Here is a 17,492-nt window from a genome sequence, read left to right on the forward strand (position 1 = left end):
GATCCCCGTCAGCCCGGAATGCCCCGAATGTCCGCCAACGAACGCCTGCTTGCCCTGGTCGCCAGCGTGATCGGCGAGCCCGCCGCCCGCTGGGTCGACACCCATGTGGAAGTCCCCGCCGCCCTCCAGGCCCTGCCCTTCAGCGAAACCCTGGTGCACCGCGCCTGGCTGGCCGAGGCGCTCAACCTCTGCCTGTTCCACAAGCTGGTGGAAGCGGTGCCCATCGGCCGCACCTATGTCGAGGAGCAACGCGCCAAGGGCCGCCAGGTGCTGTTCGACCACGGCGCCATCCGCACCGTCGACTGGCCGGACAACGGCGCCCTGCCCCGTGGCCGCCAGGCCTTCGCCCGCCTGCTGGAACCACTGGGCTTCGCCGATGTGCGCACCTATCCGCTGACCAGGCTGAAGATGACCGGTTACGCCTACCGGCAGATGGACCTGCCCGAGGACATCGCCCAGTTCTTCGTTTCCGAGCTGCACCCGGGGCGTTTCAGTGAAGCCTTCCAGCAGGCGGTCAGCCGCGTCGTGGGCGACAGCCGCGACCCGCTGGATGCCAGCCACAAGGCCATCCTCGATAGCCTCTGGCGCCAGCGCCATTGCAGCCTGAGCGACGCCCGGCACCTGCTGCCGGCGCTCTACCGCGCCTTCGACCGCCAGCACGGCGTTGTCCACGAAAGCGACTACCAGCTGCTGCGCGATGAAAGCGTGGAGATGGCCTGGATCGCCACCGAGGGCAACATGTTCAACCACCTCACCGACCGGGTCGTCGACCTGCAGGCGGTGGTGGACGAACAGAACGCCAAGGGCCGGCCGATGAAGGCCAGCATCGAGGTCTCGGCGTCCGGCCGGGTGATGCAGACCGCCTACCGCGCGGTGCAGGTGCAAAGGGATTTCGTCGACTCCAGCGGCTGCGCGGTGCAGCGCGAGGTGCCGGGCTCCTTCGTCGAGTTCATCCAGCGCGACATCGATCCGGACAGCCGCGAGCTGGACTTGAACTTCGACAGTTCCAACGCCCAGGGCATCTTCAAGATGACCTCGGGTGGAAACCTGTAGGAGCGAATTCATTCGCGAAACGGGCCGCAGGTCCGCCCTGCCAGGGCCTGCTGCGCAGGCCAATCGCGATTGAAATCGCTCCTACGAATGAAAAAGGCCGCTACACGGAGCGGCCTTTTTGTCTTCACCTGATAGGTCAGTCGACCAGGGCCAGGGTACCCTTCATCATCGACACGTGACCCGGGAAGGAGCAGAAGAATTCGTAGCTCTCACCGGCGGCCAGCTTGGCCACGTCGAAGGTTACGCTGGTGCTCTGGCCGCCACCGATCATCTCGGTGTGGGCGATGATGCGCGGGTCATCGGCCTTCAGGTAACCCTTGTCGATACCGGCGGTCATGCCTTCAGTGGCGATGGCCTGGGCATCGGCGGTCTTGCTCAGCACCCAGTTGTGGCCCATTACGTTCTTGGCCAGCGCACCGACGTGCTTCAGGTTCACGGTGAAGGTTTTGCAACTTTTGCTGACCTTGATCTCTTTGGTATCGAACGTCATCTGGTCAGTGCCTTGCACATCCACGGTACATTCAGCAGCCAGCAGAGGTGCACTGGCCAGGGCCAGCACGGATGCAACGACGAGCTTGCGAATCATGGGAGTCTCCTTGGCAGAATGGGCGAAAGGCCCAACTAGGAAGACTGCCCGAATTACCGGCGAGTTCCCATCACCTGCGGCAACTGGCCGCGCTTTACTGATTACAAGGATTTTCAAGCGCCATGCTGTCTTTCTTCATCGCCGCGATGCTCCTCGGCTTCATCTTCAACGCCGCGCCCGGCGCGGTCTTCAGCGAAACCCTGCGACGCGGCCTGCGGGACGGCTACCGGCCGGCACTGATGGTGCAGATCGGCTCCCTGGTGGGCGATGCCACCTGGGCCGCGCTGGGCCTTACCGGCCTCGCCCTGCTGCTGGACAGCGCCACCGTGCGCTACCCGCTGACCATCGCCAGCGCCCTGTACCTGGGTTGGCTGGGCCTGCAGTCGCTGCGTGACGCCCGGCACCCGCCGCAACCGTCCGCCGACGACGCCGGTGCCAGCGGTGGCGCCTTCGCCTCGGGGGCGGCGCTGTCGCTGACCAACCCGCAGAACATCGTCTACTGGGCCGCCATGGGTGGCGCCATGGCGGCGGTGGGCGTGGCCGAGCCGACGCCTACCCACCTGGCGGTGTTCTTCGCCGGGTTCATGCTCTCGTCGCTGCTCTGGTGTTTCATCTGCGCCGGCCTGGTGGACTGGTTCCGCCGCGCCGCCTCGACCCTCTGGCACCGCCTTACCTATCTCGCCTGCGGCCTCTGCCTGCTGGGGTTGTCCGGCATGACGGCGGCCGAACTGCTCAAGCTGGTCTGAGCTATCGGGGCCATCGACACAATCAACGGACGGGCCGCCGGACGCGGCCCTAGGTCTTGTACGAAAAGTCGTCGAGCGAAGGTCAGGCAAGGCGAAATCGGCCGAAGAAGCGCAGTTTACGTGTTGTAAATGAGCATTCTGAGGCCGATTTCAACGCAGCATCACCGAGCGCAGACACTTTTCGTACAGAACCTAGCATGGCGCCATGCATCAACAAGGAGATGTGCCATGGACTTCCTGCAAAGCCTGCTCGCCGCCTACGCCGCCGGTGCCTGCGGCGGCTGCGCCGAGTGACCTGAGCCCCTACCGTTCGGAAGCTGCCTCCTCGCACCGCTTGGAGCGCGGGGACGAAATCGGTACTCTTGCGCGCTTTTTTCGCACCAGGAGTCCCCCATGTCCTTGCGTTCCGTCTGCGTCTTCTGCGGCGCCAGCCCCGGCGCCAAGCCGATCTACCGTGAAACCGCGGCCATGCTGGGGCATACCCTGGCCGAGCGCGGCATCACGCTGGTCTACGGCGGCGGCGCAGTGGGCCTGATGGGCACCGTGGCCGATGCGGCCCTGGCCGCCGGCGGCGAGGTCATCGGGGTGATTCCGCAGAGCCTGGTGGACGCCGAGGTGGGCCACAACGGCCTGACTCGCCTGGAAGTGGTGGACGGCATGCACGCGCGCAAGGCGCGCATGGCCGAGCTGTCCGACGCCTTCATCGCATTGCCCGGCGGCCTCGGCACCCTGGAAGAGCTCTTCGAGATCTGGACCTGGGGCCAGTTGGGCTATCACAACAAGCCCCTGGGCCTGCTGGAAGTGAACAGTTTCTACGACAAGCTCACCGACTTCCTCGACCACCTGGTGGAAGAGCGCTTCGTCCGCGACCAGCACCGCGGCATGCTGCAGGTCGGCGGCCACCCGGAAATCCTGCTGGACCGACTGGAAGCCTGGCGCCCGAGCGCCGCCCCCAAGTGGGTCGATCGCAAGCCGCACTGACCGCCACGCCGTCGCGCTAGACTGGGGCATCGCGCGCAGCGCCAGGAGCCCCCATGGCTGACGACGAACGGATCAAGGTCTACTACAACAGCGCCTGCCCGGTGTGCAAAGCCGGTATCGAAGGCCAGATGGGCAAGACCACCGCCTGCCAGGTGGAATGGGCCGACGTCCACCGGGATAACGACGCGGTGATTGAGATCGGCGAGAACCTGGAGTACGTCCGCGAACGCCTGCACCTGGTGGACGAACAGGGCGTCAAGCGCATGGGGATGGACGCCTTCATCGTGCTCTGGCGGCACTCGCCGGGGGAACGCTGGAAAGCCCGGCTATTCTCCCTGCCGCTGATCCACGGCGCGGCGCAACTGGCCTACAAGGCCTTCGCCCGCCTCCTCTATCGCTGGAACAAGGCCAAGCGCCACTGGTGAAACGGATGACCACCACACTCGAAACCCTCGACAGCATTTCCCCCGCCGACCGCCAGCGCCTGGTGGAGGTCTGGGAGGCCGCCGTGCGCGCCACCCATCACTTCCTCAGCGAGGACGACATCCAGTTCTTCCGCCCCCTGGTGCGCGACGCCTACCTGGATTCGGTACGACTGGCCTGCCTGCGCGATGCCGAAGGCCGGATCGCCGGCTTCATCGGCACCGGTGGCGACAGCGTGGAAATGCTCTTCGTCGATCCGGCGCAGCATGGCCGTGGCATCGGCCGCGCGCTGCTGCGGCACGCCCTGGAACGGGGTGCGCGAAAGGTCGATGTGAACGAGCAGAATCCCCAGGCGCTGGGCTTCTACCAGCACCTGGGGTTCGTCCAGTACGCCCGCTCGGAGCTGGACGGTTCGGGCAAACCCTTCCCCATCCTGCATCTGCACAGGCCCTGACCTTGAAGGCGGCTCCGAAGGTGGACCGCTGACGCCCGATCCACCCTACCCTGCTCACCGGTCCCCTCACCCCAACCCTCTCCCGGAGGGAGAGGGAGCGGATTGCGTTCGGCCTAACCCTGGGGCTGCTGCACGATGATGGTCTGCGCCGGCATGGGTGCAGGGAAGTCGGTCCCCAGGGCGTCCTTGATGGTGCGGTTGGTGTCGAAGTACACCTGCCAGTAGTTGTCGTTGTGGCAGAAAGGCCGCACCGCCAGCACCGGACCCACCAGGTTGAACTCGAGGATTTCCACGTCCACCGGCGGCTCGCTGAGCACATTGGGGATGGCCGCGATACGCTCCTTGAGCACGGCCGCGGCGGCGTGCCAGTCGGCGGCGCCGGAGAGCTGGGCCTTCAGCTCCACACGACGGAAATCGTTGTGGCTGAAGTTCTGGATGGTGTCACTGAAGATCTTGTTGTTGCCCACCAGGGTCATCACGTTGTCCGGCGTGTTGATGGCGGTGGCGAACAGGCCGATCTCCTTCACGGTGCCGACGACGCCGCCGGCACTGATGAAATCGCCCACCTTGAACGGCCGCAGGACGATGATGAAGCCGCCCGCCGCCAGGTTGGCCAGCAGACCCGACCAGGCCATGCCGATGGCCAGGCCGACCGCCGCGATCAGCGCCGCCAAACTGGTGGTCTGGATACCGAAGAAGCCCAGGATGCCCACCACCAGGAGGATGTTCAGGGTCACGGTGATGAAGGAGCCGACATAGCGCAGCACCGTGGGATCGACCCGCTGTCGCTCCAGGGAACGCTGGACCAGGCGTACCGCGAAGGTGATCAACCAGCGGCCCACCACCCAGAAGGCGATGGCCGCGAGAATCTTGACGCCGAAGGTGGTGGCGTACTGCGTGACGGTGGTCATGAACGCGCTGACCTTCTCGGTACCCACGTTGACGATCGTTGTTTCATCCATGGCGAAGCACCTTGCAGGAAAGAAGTGGCTTCGAAAAAGCTAGCACGGTGTCGGTAAAGTGCCCGTCCGGGGCGCAATGTGCTCTGCGTGGATGGGTCGGTCGGCGTTCCGGGAACTCGCGGTTCCCATCGACCGCCACTGATGGGTATCGCTCCGCTCAGCGGAACGCCGCCCGACCCATCCTACGAGCTGGCACAGACGCGTTCCGTAGGTTGGGCAGAGGAACGAAGCCCAACGAACCAGCAGAACCTCAGACCGCCAGTTCCCAGAGCGGCATCACGGTGACGCGCACGTCCGGATCGTGGCTGCCGCCGCCGAGGATCACCCCGCGCAGGGGCGAGACATCGGAGAAATCGCGGCCCCAGGCCAGGGTGATGTGTTCCAGATTGGGCAGGATGTTGTTGGTGGGGTCGAAGTCCACCCAGCCGTTGCGCGGGCAGTAGACCGACACCCAGGCGTGGGAGGCGTCGGCGCCGATCAGGCGCGGCTGGCCGGGTGGCGGCTGGGTCAGCAGGTAGCCGCTGACGTAGCGCACCGCCAGCCCACGGGAGCGCAGGCAGGCCAGCATCAGGTGGGCGAAGTCCTGGCAGACGCCACGGCGGCGTTCCAGCACCTCGGTGAGCGGTGTCGCCACCTGGGTCGCTTCGGCATCGAAGGCGAACTCGCTGAAGATCTTCTCCATCAACGCCGCAGCCCCTTGCAGCAACGGCCGTCCGGCCGGGAAGCAGGCGGCCCCGAACTCGCTGAACTGGCGCTTGATCCGCACATAGGGCGACTCCACCCGGTAGCGGCAGGCTTCCAGCTCGATGGGCGACAGCGCCCGGCCGCTGAAGGCCAGGCTGGCGGCTACCTGCTCCCAGGCCGGCGAGGCGGCCAGGTCCAGCGGGCCGTGGGGCAGCACCTCGACTTGCAGGCGGGCGCTGACCCGCAGCTCGTCGTGGGGGCGCTCGAAGGCCAGGCGGGTCAGGGGGTTGCCGAACACGTCCACGAGGTCCTGGCGCAGGGTGGGCTCGGGCTCGATCAGCAGTTGCTGGCCATTGCACAGTTGCCAGGGGCACTCCCGTGGCCAGAGGTGCACCAGCTGCTGGGACAGGGACACCGGCGCCGAATAGCGGTAGTGGGTGTCGTGGAACACCTGGTAACGGGCGCCCTGCACGGGGGCGATGGATTGGGCTTGCGCGTGCATCAGGTGGATACCGTTTGCTGGCTGACGTCGTCGACGTGGGCAAAATAGCGCAATCCGAGGCGATCGGAGACCAGTCCGACGTTCAGTGCGATTTCCCGCAGCAGCCCGGCCAGCCCGGCGAGCACCTCGTCCAGGCTTTCGTTGCCGAACAGGGGGTTTTCCAGCGTGCCCAGGTCGAAGGCCAGCAGGCGGCCGATCAGGCCACTCAGCACCAGCTCCTGGGGCGCGCCGAAGTCCTGGTGCAGGCGGCCCAGGGAGCGCTCCAGGGCCTGCAGCTGGAAGCGCAGGGAGTGGGGGTTCTGCTCGTGCAGCAGGAGCAGGTCGAGCACCGGGATCAATTGGGGCGAGGCCAGGTAGCGCGAGCGGTAGGTGATGGTGCTGTTGCCCAGTTCCAGCAGCCACTCCAGGGCCACCGGGTCCCAGGCGGCGCCCCCTTCGAGGAAGCCGGCGATGGCCTCGGCGTAGAACTGCACCCGCTCGATGCGCCGGCCGATCATCAGGAAGCGCCAGCCGTCGTCGCGGGTCATGTCGTCCAGGGCGAAGCCGGACAGCGCGGCCAGGGACATCAGCAGGCGGTTGAGGAATTCCAGGGCCTCGCCCAGGTCGGTGCGTGTCGGGTCCAGGGCCTGCGCATCACGGTGTAGCTCCAGCACCGCGTGCCAGTTCTCCCGCGACAGCCGGCCGCGCACCTGGGCCGCCGTCCAATGCAGGCGGCGCAGGTTGGCGCTGATGCTGCTCGGCCACTCGTCGTCCAGCAGGGCCGCCAGCAGGCGCTGCTCCAGGGGCTCGGCGCCGCGCGGCACCAGGCCCACGGCCTGGGCCAGCTGCAGGGCCGTCTGCAGCGCCTGTTCGTCGCCATCGGCGTCCACGTAGCGCGACAGCACCACCCGCAGCAGGCGCGCGCCGTCGTCGCAGCGTTCCCCATAGCGGCCGAACCAGTAGAGGTTCTCCACCACCCGCGACGGCAGGTAGGGGTCCTGGCGGATCAGCTCGCGCACGCCAAGGGTGCGCGGGCGCAGCGGCTCGCCCACCACCGGCAGGTCGGCCAGGACCCAGGTGTCCTTGCTGGCGCCACCGCGCTGCATGGACACCACTTCCGCGTCGGCCGCCGACGCCACCCGCGTGAGGCCGCCGGGCATCACCCAGTAGCTGCCGTCGCTGCCGGCCACGGCGAAGACGCGCATGCCGATGGCCCGCGATTGCAGCTCGCCGACCTCGCCATCGCCCTGCCAGACCGGCGCCAGGGACAGCCGCGCCATGCGCTGGGCCACATAGACATGGGGATGGGCCAGCAGGCGCTTGCGCAGGGCCAGCAGGGCGCCGTCTTCCAGGGCATGGCCGAACAGCGGTTCGAAGCTCTGGCTGGGGAAGGCCGGCTTGATCACCAGCCCGGCCAGGTCCTCCCGGGACTTGCCCAGCAACTGCCCCTGGCTGCACCAGGACGTCTCCAGGGTGGGCAGCAGCAGGTCTTCACCCAGCAGGCGCCGGCCGACCTCGGGCAGGAAGCCCAGCAGCCCCGGCGACTCCAGCACGCCGCTGCCCAGGGCGTTGGCCACCAGCACCCGGCCCCGGCGCACGGCGTCCAGCAGGCCGGGCACGCCCAGGGCCGAGTCGGTGCGCAGTTCCAGGGGGTCGCAGTAGTCGTCGTCGAGGCGCCGCAGCACCGCGTGGACACGCTTCAGGCCACCCAGGGTCTTGAGGTAGAGGGTGGCATCGCGCACCGTCAAGTCATGACCCTCCACCAGGGGGAAGCCGAGCTGGCGGGCGAGGTAGAGGTGCTCGAAATAGGTTTCGTTGAAGCGCCCCGGCGTGAGCAGCACCACCAGGGGCGTCTCGCCGTCGCTGGGGGCCTGGCGGATCAGGGTTTCCTGCAGGGTGCGGAAGTAGCCGGCCAGGTACTGCACCCGCAGGTCGCGATAGAGCTCCGGCAAGGCGCGGGAAACGATCTGCCGGTTCTCCAGGGCATAGCCGGCGCCCGAAGGCGCCTGGGTACGGTCGGCGAGCACGTGCCAGCGGCCATCGAGGTCGCGGGCCAGGTCCACCGCGTAGCTGTGCAGGTAGATGCCGCCGGGCGGCCGCACGCCCTGGCAGGGCCAGAGGAAGTTGGGATGGCCGTAGACCAGCTCGCTGGGCAGCAGCCCCTCGGCGAGCAGTTGCTGCTCGCCATAGAGGTCGGCCAGCACGGCATTGAGCAGCCGCGCGCGCTGGGCAACCCCGGCCGCGATGGGCTGCCATTCCTCGGCCGAGAGCAGGTTGGGCAGCAGGTCGAGCTCCCAGGGGCGATCGGTGCCCTTGGGGTCGGCGTAGACGTTGTAGGTAACGCCGTTTTCCTGGATCTGCCGCACCAGCAGTTCCTGGCGCTGGCGCATCTGCGCCGGGCTGCTGCGCTCCAACCGTTTGAACAGGCGCCGCCAGTGGGGGCGTACCTGGCCATCGGCGTCCAGCAACTCGTGGTAGGCCGTGGAGGTCAGGGGATAGTTGGCTAGCAGCTCGGGCATCGGTGAACTCGGCAGACAGGCAGCAGGGAAACTTTAGCGGACGACGCGGGGCCCGGACGCGATACCGCCGGCCGGGCCAACCGGGCCGCCTAACGGCGGCGCAGGTCCAGGGTCATGGGCAATTCGTCGTTCACCACGGGCGCGCCGACCTGCAGCTTGCCTGGTGTATGCCCGTGACGGAAGAAGCGCGCCAGGCGGCGGCTCTCGGCTTCGTAGGCGTTCACCGGGAAACTGTCGTAGCTGCGCCCGCCGGGATGGGCCACATGGTACTGGCAGCCACCCAGGGAGCGCTGCATCCAGGTGTCCACCAGGTCGAACACCAGGGGCACCTGCACGCCGATGGTGGGCTGCAGACAGGAAGCCGGCTGCCAGGCGCGGTAGCGCACCCCGGCGACGAATTCGCCCACCCGCCCGGTGGACCGCAGCGGCACCGGTTCACCGTTGCAGGTGAGCACGTAGCGATCCGGCGTCATGCCGGCGACTTTCACCTGTACCCGCTCGAGGGACGAATCCACGTAGCGCACGGTGCTGCCGGCGGAGCCCTCCTCCCCCAGCACATGCCAGGGCTCCAGCGCCTGGCGCAGCTCCAGGTCGATGCCCTTGACCTGGTAGTCGCCGTACTTGGGGAAGCGGAACTCGAAGTGCGGCGCGAACCATTCCGCGCGCAACGGGTAACCCGCCGCGTTGAATTCATGCACCACATCCTCGAAGTCCTGCTGGACGAAATGCGGTAGCAGGAAGCGGTCGTGCAGCTCGGTGCCCCAGCGCACCAGCTTGGGCGGGGTGTAGGGTTCGTTCCAGAAGCGCGCCACCATGCCACGCAGCAGCAACTGCTGGGCCAGGCTCATGCGCGCGTGGGGCGGCATCTCGAAGGCACGCAGTTCCAGCAGGCCGAGGCGGCCGCTGGCGCTGTCGGGCGAATAGAGCTTGTCGATGCAGAACTCGGCCCGATGGGTGTTGCCGGTGACGTCCACCAGCAGGTTGCGCAGCAGGCGGTCCACCAGCCAGGGCGGACAGTCGGCGCCGGGTTCGGGCATCTGCGCGAAGGCGATCTCCAGCTCGTAGAGGGCGTCGTTGCGCGCCTCGTCGACCCGCGGCGCCTGGGAGGTGGGCCCGATGAACAGCCCGGAGAACAGGTAGGACAGCGACGGGTGGTTGTGCCAGTAGCTGACCAGGCTGCGCAGCAGGTCCGGCCGGCGCAGGAAGGGCGAGTCGGCAGCGGTGGCGCCGCCGAGGACGAAGTGGTTGCCGCCGCCGGTCCCGACATGGCGGCCATCGACCATGAACTTCTCGCTGGAGAGCCGGCACTGCCGCGCCGCCTCGTAGAGGAATTCGGTGCGCTCCACCAGCTCCTCCCAATTGGCCGAGGGGTGGATGTTCACCTCGATCACGCCCGGGTCGGGGGTGACGCGGAAGTTGCTCAGGCGCGGGTCGCTGGGGGGCTCGTAGCCTTCCAGCAGCACCGGGCACGCCAGCTCGCCGGCGGTGGCTTCGATGGCCGCCACCAGCTCCAGGTAATCCTCCAGTTCGGCCAGGGGCGGCATGAACAGGTAGAGCCGGCCCTCGCGGGGTTCGGCGCAGAGGGCGGTGCGGGTGATGCCGGCGGCGGACCGGTGCAGGGCCGGCTGGCGGTCTTCGCCCGGCGACCTGGCCGCACCCGCGCGCAGCTGCTGGCGAATCTGCGCGGCACGTTGCAGCGGCGGGAAGGCCTGGCTGGGGTCGGCCGGGTTCACGTAGGGGTAGTCGGCTTCGCTGGCCCAGGGCTGGGAGTCCAGCGGCAGGCGGTAGCCCATGGCGGAGTCGCCGGGCATCAGCCGGCAATGCTCGTCGCGCAGGAACCAGCGGCCGCTTTCCCAGGCGTCACCTGCTGCATTACGCGCCAGGGGCAGGATCTGCCCGACCACCTCACCCAGGCCACGCTCGAACAGCTTGCGCAGGCGCTCGCGCTCCAGCGGGTCGGCCAGGCGGGCGTCGTCCGGGGTCACGTTGACGGGCAGCTTGCGCTCGCGCCAGAGGTAGTAGAACCAGTCCTCATAGGCCGGGAACTGGTAGTCCGCCGACACGCCGAGGCGGCTGGCCACGCCGCTGAGGAAACGTGCGGCGAGCGGGGCGTCGGCGCCGTAGTTGCGGCTTTCGTCGGCGTAGAGGGCGGCGTCCTGCCAGATCGGCTCACCGTCCTTGCGCCAGAAGCAATTCAGCGACCAGCGCGGCAGTTGCTCGCCGGGGTACCACTTGCCCTGGCCGAAGTGCACCAGGCCGGCGGGCGCGTAGTGGCCGCGCAGGCGCTGGAACAGGTCGACGGCCAGACGCCGCTTGTTGGGGCCGAGCGCGGTGGTGTTCCACTCCGGATCGTCGGGGTAGTCGATGGCGATGAAGGTGGGCTCACCGCCCATGGTCAGGCGCACATCGGCGGCGGCCAGGTCGGCGTCGATGCGGGCGCCCAGTTCACGGATGGCCTGCCACTGCTCGTCGCTGTAGGGCTTGGTCACCCGTGGCGCTTCCCAGACCCGCTCGACGCGCATGTCGTGGGAGAACTCGCACTCGGACTCATCCACCCCGCCGCTGATGGGGGCCGCCGAGGAGGGTTCCGGGCTGCAGGCCAGCGGGATGTGGCCCTCGCCGGCGAACAGGCCGGAGGTCGGGTCCAGGCCGACCCAGCCGGCGCCCGGCAGGTAGACCTCGCACCAGGCGTGCAGGTCGGTGAAGTCCACCTCGGTGCCACTGGGGCCGTCGAGGGATTTCTGGTCGGCGGTGAGCTGGATCAGGTAGCCGGAGACGAAACGCGCCGCCAGGCCCAGGTGGCGCAACAGCCGCACCAGCAGCCAGGCGGAGTCGCGGCAGGAACCGGAGCCCTTCTCCAGGCTCTGTTCCGGGCTCTGCACGCCGGGTTCCAGGCGGATCAGGTAGCGGATGTCCCGCGACAACCGCTGGTTGAGCGCCACCAGGAAGTCCACGCTGCGCATCGGCGTGAGGTCGATGCCGGCCAGGTAATCGGCGAACAGCGGGGTCGCCGGCAGGCGGCTGAGGTAGGGGGCCAGCTCGCGCTGGTCGTCGGCGGTGTAGCTGAAGGGGATCTGCTCGGCGTAGGGCTCGAGGAAGAAGTCGAAGGGGTTGAACACCGCCATCTCGGCGACCAGATCCACCTCCACCTTCATTTCCCGGGTCTTGCCCGGGAACACCAGGCGCGCCAGGTAGTTGCCCTGGGGGTCCTGCTGCCAGTTGATGAAGTGCTTGCCCGGGGTGACCTTCAGGGAGTAACCGAGGATTCGCGTGCGGCTGTGGGGAGCCGGGCGCAGACGAATGATCTGCGGACCTAGGTTGACCTCACGATCGTAGCGATAGTGGGTGACGTGATGCAGTGCGACATGGATCGACACGGCGTGCCTCCTGCGGGCCTGGGCGATAGCGGGAGTCGCGCAAGACTTGTGCCAGCCCCCGAACCGTTGATTTCGGCCCCTCCAAGCACTGCAAAGGGGCCACCTGCGCACCCGAATCGCCCGGCCGCACAAAAATGGTTCGCGGGCCGTGGCAACGGGTGTGGTTCAAGCCTAGCGAGGGAAGATGAAGGAGAAGGGAATTCCCGGCAGATTGTTTAGGCCGATTGGGCATATGTAGCAACCGTGGGGGCGAATTCATTCGCCAAGCAGGCCGAAGGCCTGCCTTTTGCCGCACGGGGCAGCTTCCCTGCCCTTGGCGAATGAATTCGCCCCTACAAGAGCGACGCATCCATGCGTCCAGGTCAGCAACCGCCGGGGAGGCTGGCGATCCAGCGGGTCAGCAGTTCCAGGCCCTCGCGGTGGGCGGTGGAGCGGCCGAGCTCAGGCATCATCACGCTGGGGTCGGTGCTTTGCACCCGGTAGACCAGCACCGAGGCGTCGGGCTGGCCGGGATGGATGTCCACCAGGCGGTCGCCGGAGCCCTTGCCGGCGGCCACCGGCTGCTTGCACAGGCCATAGGGGATGCCCAGCGCGGTGGCCGGGTCGAGGTAGAGGCCGGAGGTGCGCGCCGGGCCCTTGGGGTTGTGGCAGTGCGCGCAGTTGATGTCGAGGTAGCTGCGCGCCTGCTGCTCCAGGCTTTCCCCGGCGCGGGGTGCGCCGGCCAGGGCATTGCGTGGCAGTCCTTCGGGCGCCGGCAGGCCCTGCAATAGGCCCAGGCGTTGCCAGTGCTGCAGCTGGTTCTCCACACCGTCGGCATAGGCCAGGTCGCGGTTCAAGTGGCGGGCCTTGGGCCCCAGTGGCTTGAGGCCCTCGCCGTGGCGTTCCTCGTGGCAACCGGCGCACTGGTTGGCGTCGGGCACCTGGTAGTCCACCGCCAGGCTGTCGCCCCGCTCGTCATGCAGGGTCAACGCCGCGCTGGCGCCCGCCCACTCCAGGGTGGCTTCCTGCTGGGCCTCGTCCCACACATAGGGCAGCGCCACCCAGCCCTGCCGCTGGCGCAGCAGCACGCGGGTCTCCACCAGGCGTACCCGTTCGAGATCCAGGCCCCGGGCCGGGTCGCGGTCGTCCCGGGTGTTTTTCAGCAAACGGCCCTGAGCATCCTTGGGGTAATAGAAGGTCTTGGTGAGCACGGTGCCGACGGGAAAGTCGAAGTCCTTCTCGGCATAGCGGGCGCTCTCCCCCGGCGGCAGCCAGAGGGTGCGCAGCTTGTGGGCGTAGTCGCTGTACAGCGGGGTGTTGAGGTCGTAGGCCTGGGCCGTGGCGGCCGGCTGCAAGTGGCCGTCGGCGCGCTGCAGCATGCCCCAGCCGCTGAGTGTTTCCGGGTAGGCCTCGCCGTCGGGCAGGTAGAGCGGCTCCACTGGCCGGTCGCAGCCGGCCAGCAGCAGGAGCATCAGGCACAGCGCGCCCCTCATGAGCCCTTCTGCTCCCCGGCGCTGGCCAGCACCACTTCGGGCAGCGGCGGCAGTGTGCAGCGGTGGGCGCTCATGTCGGTACTGATGTTCTTGAAGTTGTTCGGCCCATCGACGTTGACCAGGGTGGCCGCGCCGTTGTCGACGCAGATGCCCATCGCCGCCGGCAGTTTGCCGTCCACCAGCTTCGCCGGGTTCACGTAGCCGTCCCAGAGGATGTCCGGCAGGCGGCCGTTGAGACCGAACTTGGCGATCCGCAGGGCCTTCAGCTCGATATGGTCGGGGCTGTCGCCGCCTGGGCCGAAGCGGTTGCCGTGGATGGCGATGCGCTCGGGATAGGGGTCGAAGTCCGCGCTGGTGGAGAGGTCGCTGTAGCCGGTGCTGAAGTAGCTGCTGACGATGACGTTGGCGGTGCGGTGGTTGCCGATGTCGTTGTCGAAAATCTCCACATCATCGTTGGAGTTGATCACCACGCCGGAGCCGGCCGGCACGCTGGCCACCGGGGTGCCCTTGTGGCCGAAGTTGTCGTGGTTGTTGCCCTCCACCTTGTTGCGGTGGATGCGCGTGCCGTGCCCCGGCTGCTGCAGGTTGGGCATGTTGAACACCAGGATGCCGCCGGTATTGCCGGTGGCGAGGTTGTCGTAGACGTCGGCGCCGATGGTGTTCTCGATCTCGATGCCGGCGACGTTGCGCTCGGCGCGGCTGTTGCGCACTACCACGTTGCGCGACTGGCCGACGTAGATGCCGGCATCCGACGCGCCGATGGCCACCGCGCCCTCGATCAGGGTGTTTTCCGTCTGCACCGGGTAGATGCCGTAGGCGCCGTTCTCGGTGGCCGGGCCGTTGGTCCATTCGGTGCGCACATTGCGGATCACGATGTTCTTGCCGCCCACCACCTTGAGGGCGTCGCCCTTGCTGTCTTCCAGGGCGAGGTCTTCGATGGTGAAGTCCGAGGCATCCACCAGCAGCCCTTCGGCGCCGGCCTTCTGGCCCTTGAAGCTGAGGATGGTCTTGTCCATGCCGGCGCCCTTGATGGTGACGCCGCTGACCTTGAGGCTGAGGCCACGGTCCAGGTGCCAGGTGCCGGCCGGTATCTCGATGACGCTACCGGGCTTGGCCTTGATCAGCCGGGCCTGCAGGTCCTTCTGGAAATCGGCGTGGGCGACGGGGGTGTCGGCCTGGTCGCCGCAGCCGGCGAGCAGCATGGCGAGGGCAAGAAGGGAGAGAGGACGCATGGCGGGCACCGGTTCTTATCGTAATATTGGCACTATAGTACCAATATCTTCGATTCAGGAAGAAGCCGACGGATGAACCTGCGAGCACGGAGGTTCGCGAGCAGAGCTCGCTCCTACAGGCCAGGTAGAAAGTAAAACGCCAGCCCGAGGGCTGGCGTTGCGCTTAGCGTGGCGCCACCGGGCGCTTGGCCGGCTTCTTCTTGCCACCGCCCTTCTCGGCGGCGGCTGCCTTGTTCTCCGCCTGCTTGCGGGCGAAGGCCGCGGCCTTGGCCTGCTCGCGCTTGTCCCAGGGGTTGCTGCCGTCGCTGGCGCGGGGCGGCAGGCCGGTGTGCTGGGTGAGCATCTTGCCGGAACCGCCGACCTTCTTGCTGCCGGCCGGGGTGGAATTCTTGCGGCGGGCGCTCTGGTACTCGCCGGTTTCCGGCTGGTAGGTCGGAATCAGGTGGTGCTTGCCGTTGCCGATCAGGTCGGCGCGGCCCATGCGTTCCAGCGCTGCGCGGAGCATCGGCCAGCCTTTCGGATCGTGATAGCGCAGGAACGCCTTGTGCAGGCGACGCTGTTCCTCGCTCTTGACGATGGTCACCCCGTCGCTCTTGTAGGTGACCTTGCGCAGGGGGTTCTTGCCCGAGTGGTACATGGCGGTGGCGCTGGCCATGGGCGACGGGTAGAAGGCCTGCACCTGGTCGGCGCGGAAGCCGTTGCGCTTGAGCCAGAGGGCGAGGTTCATCATGTCCTCGTCCGTGGTGCCGGGGTGGGCGGCGATGAAGTACGGGATGAGGTACTGCTCCTTGCCCGCTTCCCTCGAGAACTTCTCGAACATCTGCTTGAAGCGGTCGTAGGAGCCGATCCCCGGCTTCATCATCTTGTCCAGCGGACCGCGCTCGGTGTGCTCCGGCGCGATCTTCAGATAACCGCCGACATGGTGGGTGACCAGTTCCTTGACGTATTCAGGCGACTCCACCGCGAGGTCGTAGCGCAGGCCCGAGGCGATGAGGATCTTCTTCACCCCCGGCAGGGCGCGGGCCTTGCGATACAGCTCGATCAGCGAGCTGTGGTCGGTGTTGAGGTTTTCGCAGATGCCCGGGAACACGCATGACGGTTTGCGGCAGTGCTTCTCGATTTCCGGGTCCTTGCAGGCGATGCGGTACATGTTCGCGGTCGGCCCGCCGAGGTCGGAGACCACGCCGGTGAAGCCGGGAACCTTGTCGCGCATCTCTTCGATCTCGCGAATGATCGACTCGTGCGAGCGGTTCTGGATGATCCGCCCTTCGTGCTCGGTGATGGAGCAGAAGGTGCAGCCGCCGAAGCAGCCACGCATGATGTTCACCGAGAAGCGAATCATCTCGTAGGCCGGGATCTTCTCCTTGCCGTACGCGGGGTGCGGAACGCGGGCATAGGGCATGCCGAAGACGTAGTCCATCTCTTCGGTGGTCATCGGGATGGGCGGCGCGTTGAACCACACGTCCACCTCACCGTGGCGCTGCACCAGCGCGCGGGCGTTGCCGGGGTTGGTCTCCAGGTGCAGCACGCGGTTGGCGTGGGCATAGAGCACCGGGTCGTTGCGCACCTTCTCGAAGGACGGCAGACGGATCACGGTCTTGTCGCGGGTCAGGCGCGGGTTGGGCAGCAGTTGCACCAACTTGGCCTCTTGCGGATCGTCAACCGGGCCTTTCTCCTGCTCGATGGCGCAGGCGGCCGTGTCCTGGGTGTTGACGTAGGGGTTGATGATCTTGTCGACATGGCCCGGGCGGTCGATGCGGGTGGAGTCGATCTCGAACCAGCCTTCGGGGGTGTCGTGGCGAATGAAGGCGGTGCCACGCACGTCGGTGATGCTCTCGATGCTCTCGCCCCAGGACAGACGCTGGGCGATTTCCACCACGGCGCGCTCGGCGTTGCCGTAGAGCAGGATGTCGGCGGTGGCGTCCATCAGGATGGAGCGACGCACCTTGTCCTGCCAGTAGTCGTAGTGGGCGATGCGGCGCAGGGACGCCTCGATGCCGCCCAGCACCACCGGTACATGGCTGAAGGCTTCCTTGCAGCGCTGGCTGTAGACCAGGCTGGCACGGTCCGGGCGCTTGCCGGCGATGCCGCCGGGGGTGTAGGCGTCGTCGGAACGGATCTTCTTGTCAGCGGTGTAGCGGTTGATCATGGAGTCCATGTTGCCCGCCGCCACGCCGAAGAACAGGTTCGGCTGACCGAGCTTCATGAAGTCGTCCTTCGAGCGCCAGTCCGGCTGGGCGATGATGCCCACGCGGAAGCCCTGGGCTTCCAGCAGACGGCCGATGATGGCCATGCCGAAGGACGGGTGGTCGACGTAGGCGTCGCCGGTCACGATGATGATGTCGCAGGAATCCCAGCCGAGCTGATCCATCTCTTCCCGGCTCATCGGCAGGAAGGGTGCGGGACCGAAACACTCGGCCCAGTACTTCGGATAGTCGAACAGCGGCTTCGCAGCTTGCATATTTTTTGACCAGCGGGCTTTTTCACGGGGCGCGGAATATAGCACAAATTTTGAGCAAATC

Annotated in this window: 13 protein-coding genes; 5 read left to right on the forward strand and 8 right to left on the reverse strand. The window is 67.3% G+C overall.

Features of this window, described 5'->3' with window-relative positions; translation table 11 throughout:
- The first annotated feature begins 27 nt into the window (after positions 1-27).
- Positions 28-1,053, forward strand: a complete 1,026-nt coding sequence (locus PCA10_RS25695; protein WP_016495012.1) for a DUF1338 domain-containing protein — start codon at positions 28-30, stop codon at positions 1,051-1,053.
- 136 nt (positions 1,054-1,189) lie between these two features.
- Here the strand turns inward: PCA10_RS25695 and azu are convergent, their stop codons facing one another.
- Positions 1,190-1,639: an azurin gene (gene azu, locus PCA10_RS25700; RefSeq protein ID WP_016495013.1), complete on the reverse strand. Its 450-nt coding sequence runs from the start codon at positions 1,637-1,639 to the stop codon at positions 1,190-1,192.
- Between the two features lie 122 nt (positions 1,640-1,761).
- On the opposite strand from azu, the gene PCA10_RS25705 reads away from it, so the two are divergent.
- The 4 genes from PCA10_RS25705 to PCA10_RS25720 all read left to right on the forward strand — a co-directional run bounded on the left by PCA10_RS25705 (position 1,762) and on the right by PCA10_RS25720 (position 4,243).
- The gene (locus PCA10_RS25705; RefSeq protein WP_016495014.1) at positions 1,762-2,385 is read left to right on the forward strand and encodes a LysE family transporter; all 624 of its coding nucleotides are present in this window, start codon (positions 1,762-1,764) and stop codon (positions 2,383-2,385) included.
- A 393-nt stretch (positions 2,386-2,778) separates the two neighbouring features.
- On the forward strand, positions 2,779-3,366 hold the full coding sequence (locus PCA10_RS25710; RefSeq protein WP_016495015.1) for an LOG family protein: 588 nt from the start codon (positions 2,779-2,781) through the stop codon (positions 3,364-3,366).
- A 53-nt stretch (positions 3,367-3,419) separates the two neighbouring features.
- Positions 3,420-3,791, forward strand: a complete 372-nt coding sequence (locus PCA10_RS25715; RefSeq protein ID WP_016495016.1) for a thiol-disulfide oxidoreductase DCC family protein — start codon at positions 3,420-3,422, stop codon at positions 3,789-3,791.
- A gap of 5 nt (positions 3,792-3,796) precedes the next feature.
- Positions 3,797-4,243 (forward strand): GNAT family N-acetyltransferase, encoded by a 447-nt coding sequence (locus tag PCA10_RS25720; protein WP_016495017.1) that lies wholly within the window; start codon positions 3,797-3,799, stop codon positions 4,241-4,243.
- Between the two features lie 113 nt (positions 4,244-4,356).
- Here PCA10_RS25720 and PCA10_RS25725 read toward each other — a convergent pair whose 3' ends face one another.
- The 7 genes from PCA10_RS25725 to PCA10_RS25755 all read right to left on the reverse strand — a co-directional run bounded on the left by PCA10_RS25725 (position 4,357) and on the right by PCA10_RS25755 (position 17,431).
- Positions 4,357-5,205, reverse strand: a complete 849-nt coding sequence (locus PCA10_RS25725; protein ID WP_016495018.1) for a mechanosensitive ion channel family protein — start codon at positions 5,203-5,205, stop codon at positions 4,357-4,359.
- A 250-nt stretch (positions 5,206-5,455) separates the two neighbouring features.
- Positions 5,456-6,391, reverse strand: a complete 936-nt coding sequence (locus PCA10_RS25730) for a transglutaminase family protein (RefSeq protein WP_016495019.1) — start codon at positions 6,389-6,391, stop codon at positions 5,456-5,458.
- Positions 6,391-8,889 carry a circularly permuted type 2 ATP-grasp protein gene (locus PCA10_RS25735; protein WP_016495020.1) on the reverse strand — a complete coding sequence of 833 codons (2,499 nt, stop codon included), beginning with the start codon at positions 8,887-8,889 and terminating at the stop codon, positions 6,391-6,393. Before PCA10_RS25735 ends, PCA10_RS25730 begins: the two co-directional genes overlap by 1 nt.
- Positions 8,890-8,978: 89 nt before the next feature.
- Positions 8,979-12,266 (reverse strand): transglutaminase family protein, encoded by a 3,288-nt coding sequence (locus PCA10_RS25740; RefSeq protein ID WP_016495021.1) that lies wholly within the window; start codon positions 12,264-12,266, stop codon positions 8,979-8,981.
- 362 nt (positions 12,267-12,628) lie between these two features.
- On the reverse strand, positions 12,629-13,738 hold the full coding sequence (locus PCA10_RS25745; protein WP_016495022.1) for an SO2930 family diheme c-type cytochrome: 1,110 nt from the start codon (positions 13,736-13,738) through the stop codon (positions 12,629-12,631).
- Positions 13,735-14,970 (reverse strand): parallel beta-helix domain-containing protein, encoded by a 1,236-nt coding sequence (locus tag PCA10_RS25750; RefSeq protein ID WP_016495023.1) that lies wholly within the window; start codon positions 14,968-14,970, stop codon positions 13,735-13,737. Before PCA10_RS25750 ends, PCA10_RS25745 begins: the two co-directional genes overlap by 4 nt.
- A gap of 163 nt (positions 14,971-15,133) precedes the next feature.
- A complete protein-coding gene (locus PCA10_RS25755) occupies positions 15,134-17,431 on the reverse strand; it encodes a YgiQ family radical SAM protein (protein WP_016495024.1) in 2,298 nt (765 codons plus the stop codon).
- Positions 17,432-17,492: the final 61 nt, after the last annotated feature.

The sequence above is a fragment of the Pseudomonas resinovorans NBRC 106553 genome, from assembly GCF_000412695.1.
Lineage (GTDB): Bacteria > Pseudomonadota > Gammaproteobacteria > Pseudomonadales > Pseudomonadaceae > Metapseudomonas > Metapseudomonas resinovorans_A.

Excerpts from the sequence above, each read along its gene's own strand:
- PCA10_RS25725 (WP_016495018.1), bottom strand. The coding sequence starts at position 5,205 with ATGGATGAAACAACGATCGTCAACGTGGGTACCGAGAAGGTCAGCGCG.
- azu (WP_016495013.1), bottom strand. The coding sequence starts at position 1,639 with ATGATTCGCAAGCTCGTCGTTGCATCCGTGCTGGCCCTGGCCAGTGCA.
- PCA10_RS25705 (WP_016495014.1), top strand. The coding sequence starts at position 1,762 with ATGCTGTCTTTCTTCATCGCCGCGATGCTCCTCGGCTTCATCTTCAAC.
- PCA10_RS25710 (WP_016495015.1), top strand. The coding sequence starts at position 2,779 with ATGTCCTTGCGTTCCGTCTGCGTCTTCTGCGGCGCCAGCCCCGGCGCC.
- PCA10_RS25720 (WP_016495017.1), top strand. The coding sequence starts at position 3,797 with ATGACCACCACACTCGAAACCCTCGACAGCATTTCCCCCGCCGACCGC.
- PCA10_RS25735 (WP_016495020.1), bottom strand. The coding sequence starts at position 8,889 with ATGCCCGAGCTGCTAGCCAACTATCCCCTGACCTCCACGGCCTACCAC.
- PCA10_RS25695 (WP_016495012.1), top strand. The coding sequence starts at position 28 with ATGTCCGCCAACGAACGCCTGCTTGCCCTGGTCGCCAGCGTGATCGGC.
- PCA10_RS25755 (WP_016495024.1), bottom strand. The coding sequence starts at position 17,431 with ATGCAAGCTGCGAAGCCGCTGTTCGACTATCCGAAGTACTGGGCCGAG.
- PCA10_RS25750 (WP_016495023.1), bottom strand. The coding sequence starts at position 14,970 with ATGCGTCCTCTCTCCCTTCTTGCCCTCGCCATGCTGCTCGCCGGCTGC.
- PCA10_RS25730 (WP_016495019.1), bottom strand. The coding sequence starts at position 6,391 with ATGCACGCGCAAGCCCAATCCATCGCCCCCGTGCAGGGCGCCCGTTAC.
- PCA10_RS25745 (WP_016495022.1), bottom strand. The coding sequence starts at position 13,738 with ATGAGGGGCGCGCTGTGCCTGATGCTCCTGCTGCTGGCCGGCTGCGAC.
- PCA10_RS25715 (WP_016495016.1), top strand. The coding sequence starts at position 3,420 with ATGGCTGACGACGAACGGATCAAGGTCTACTACAACAGCGCCTGCCCG.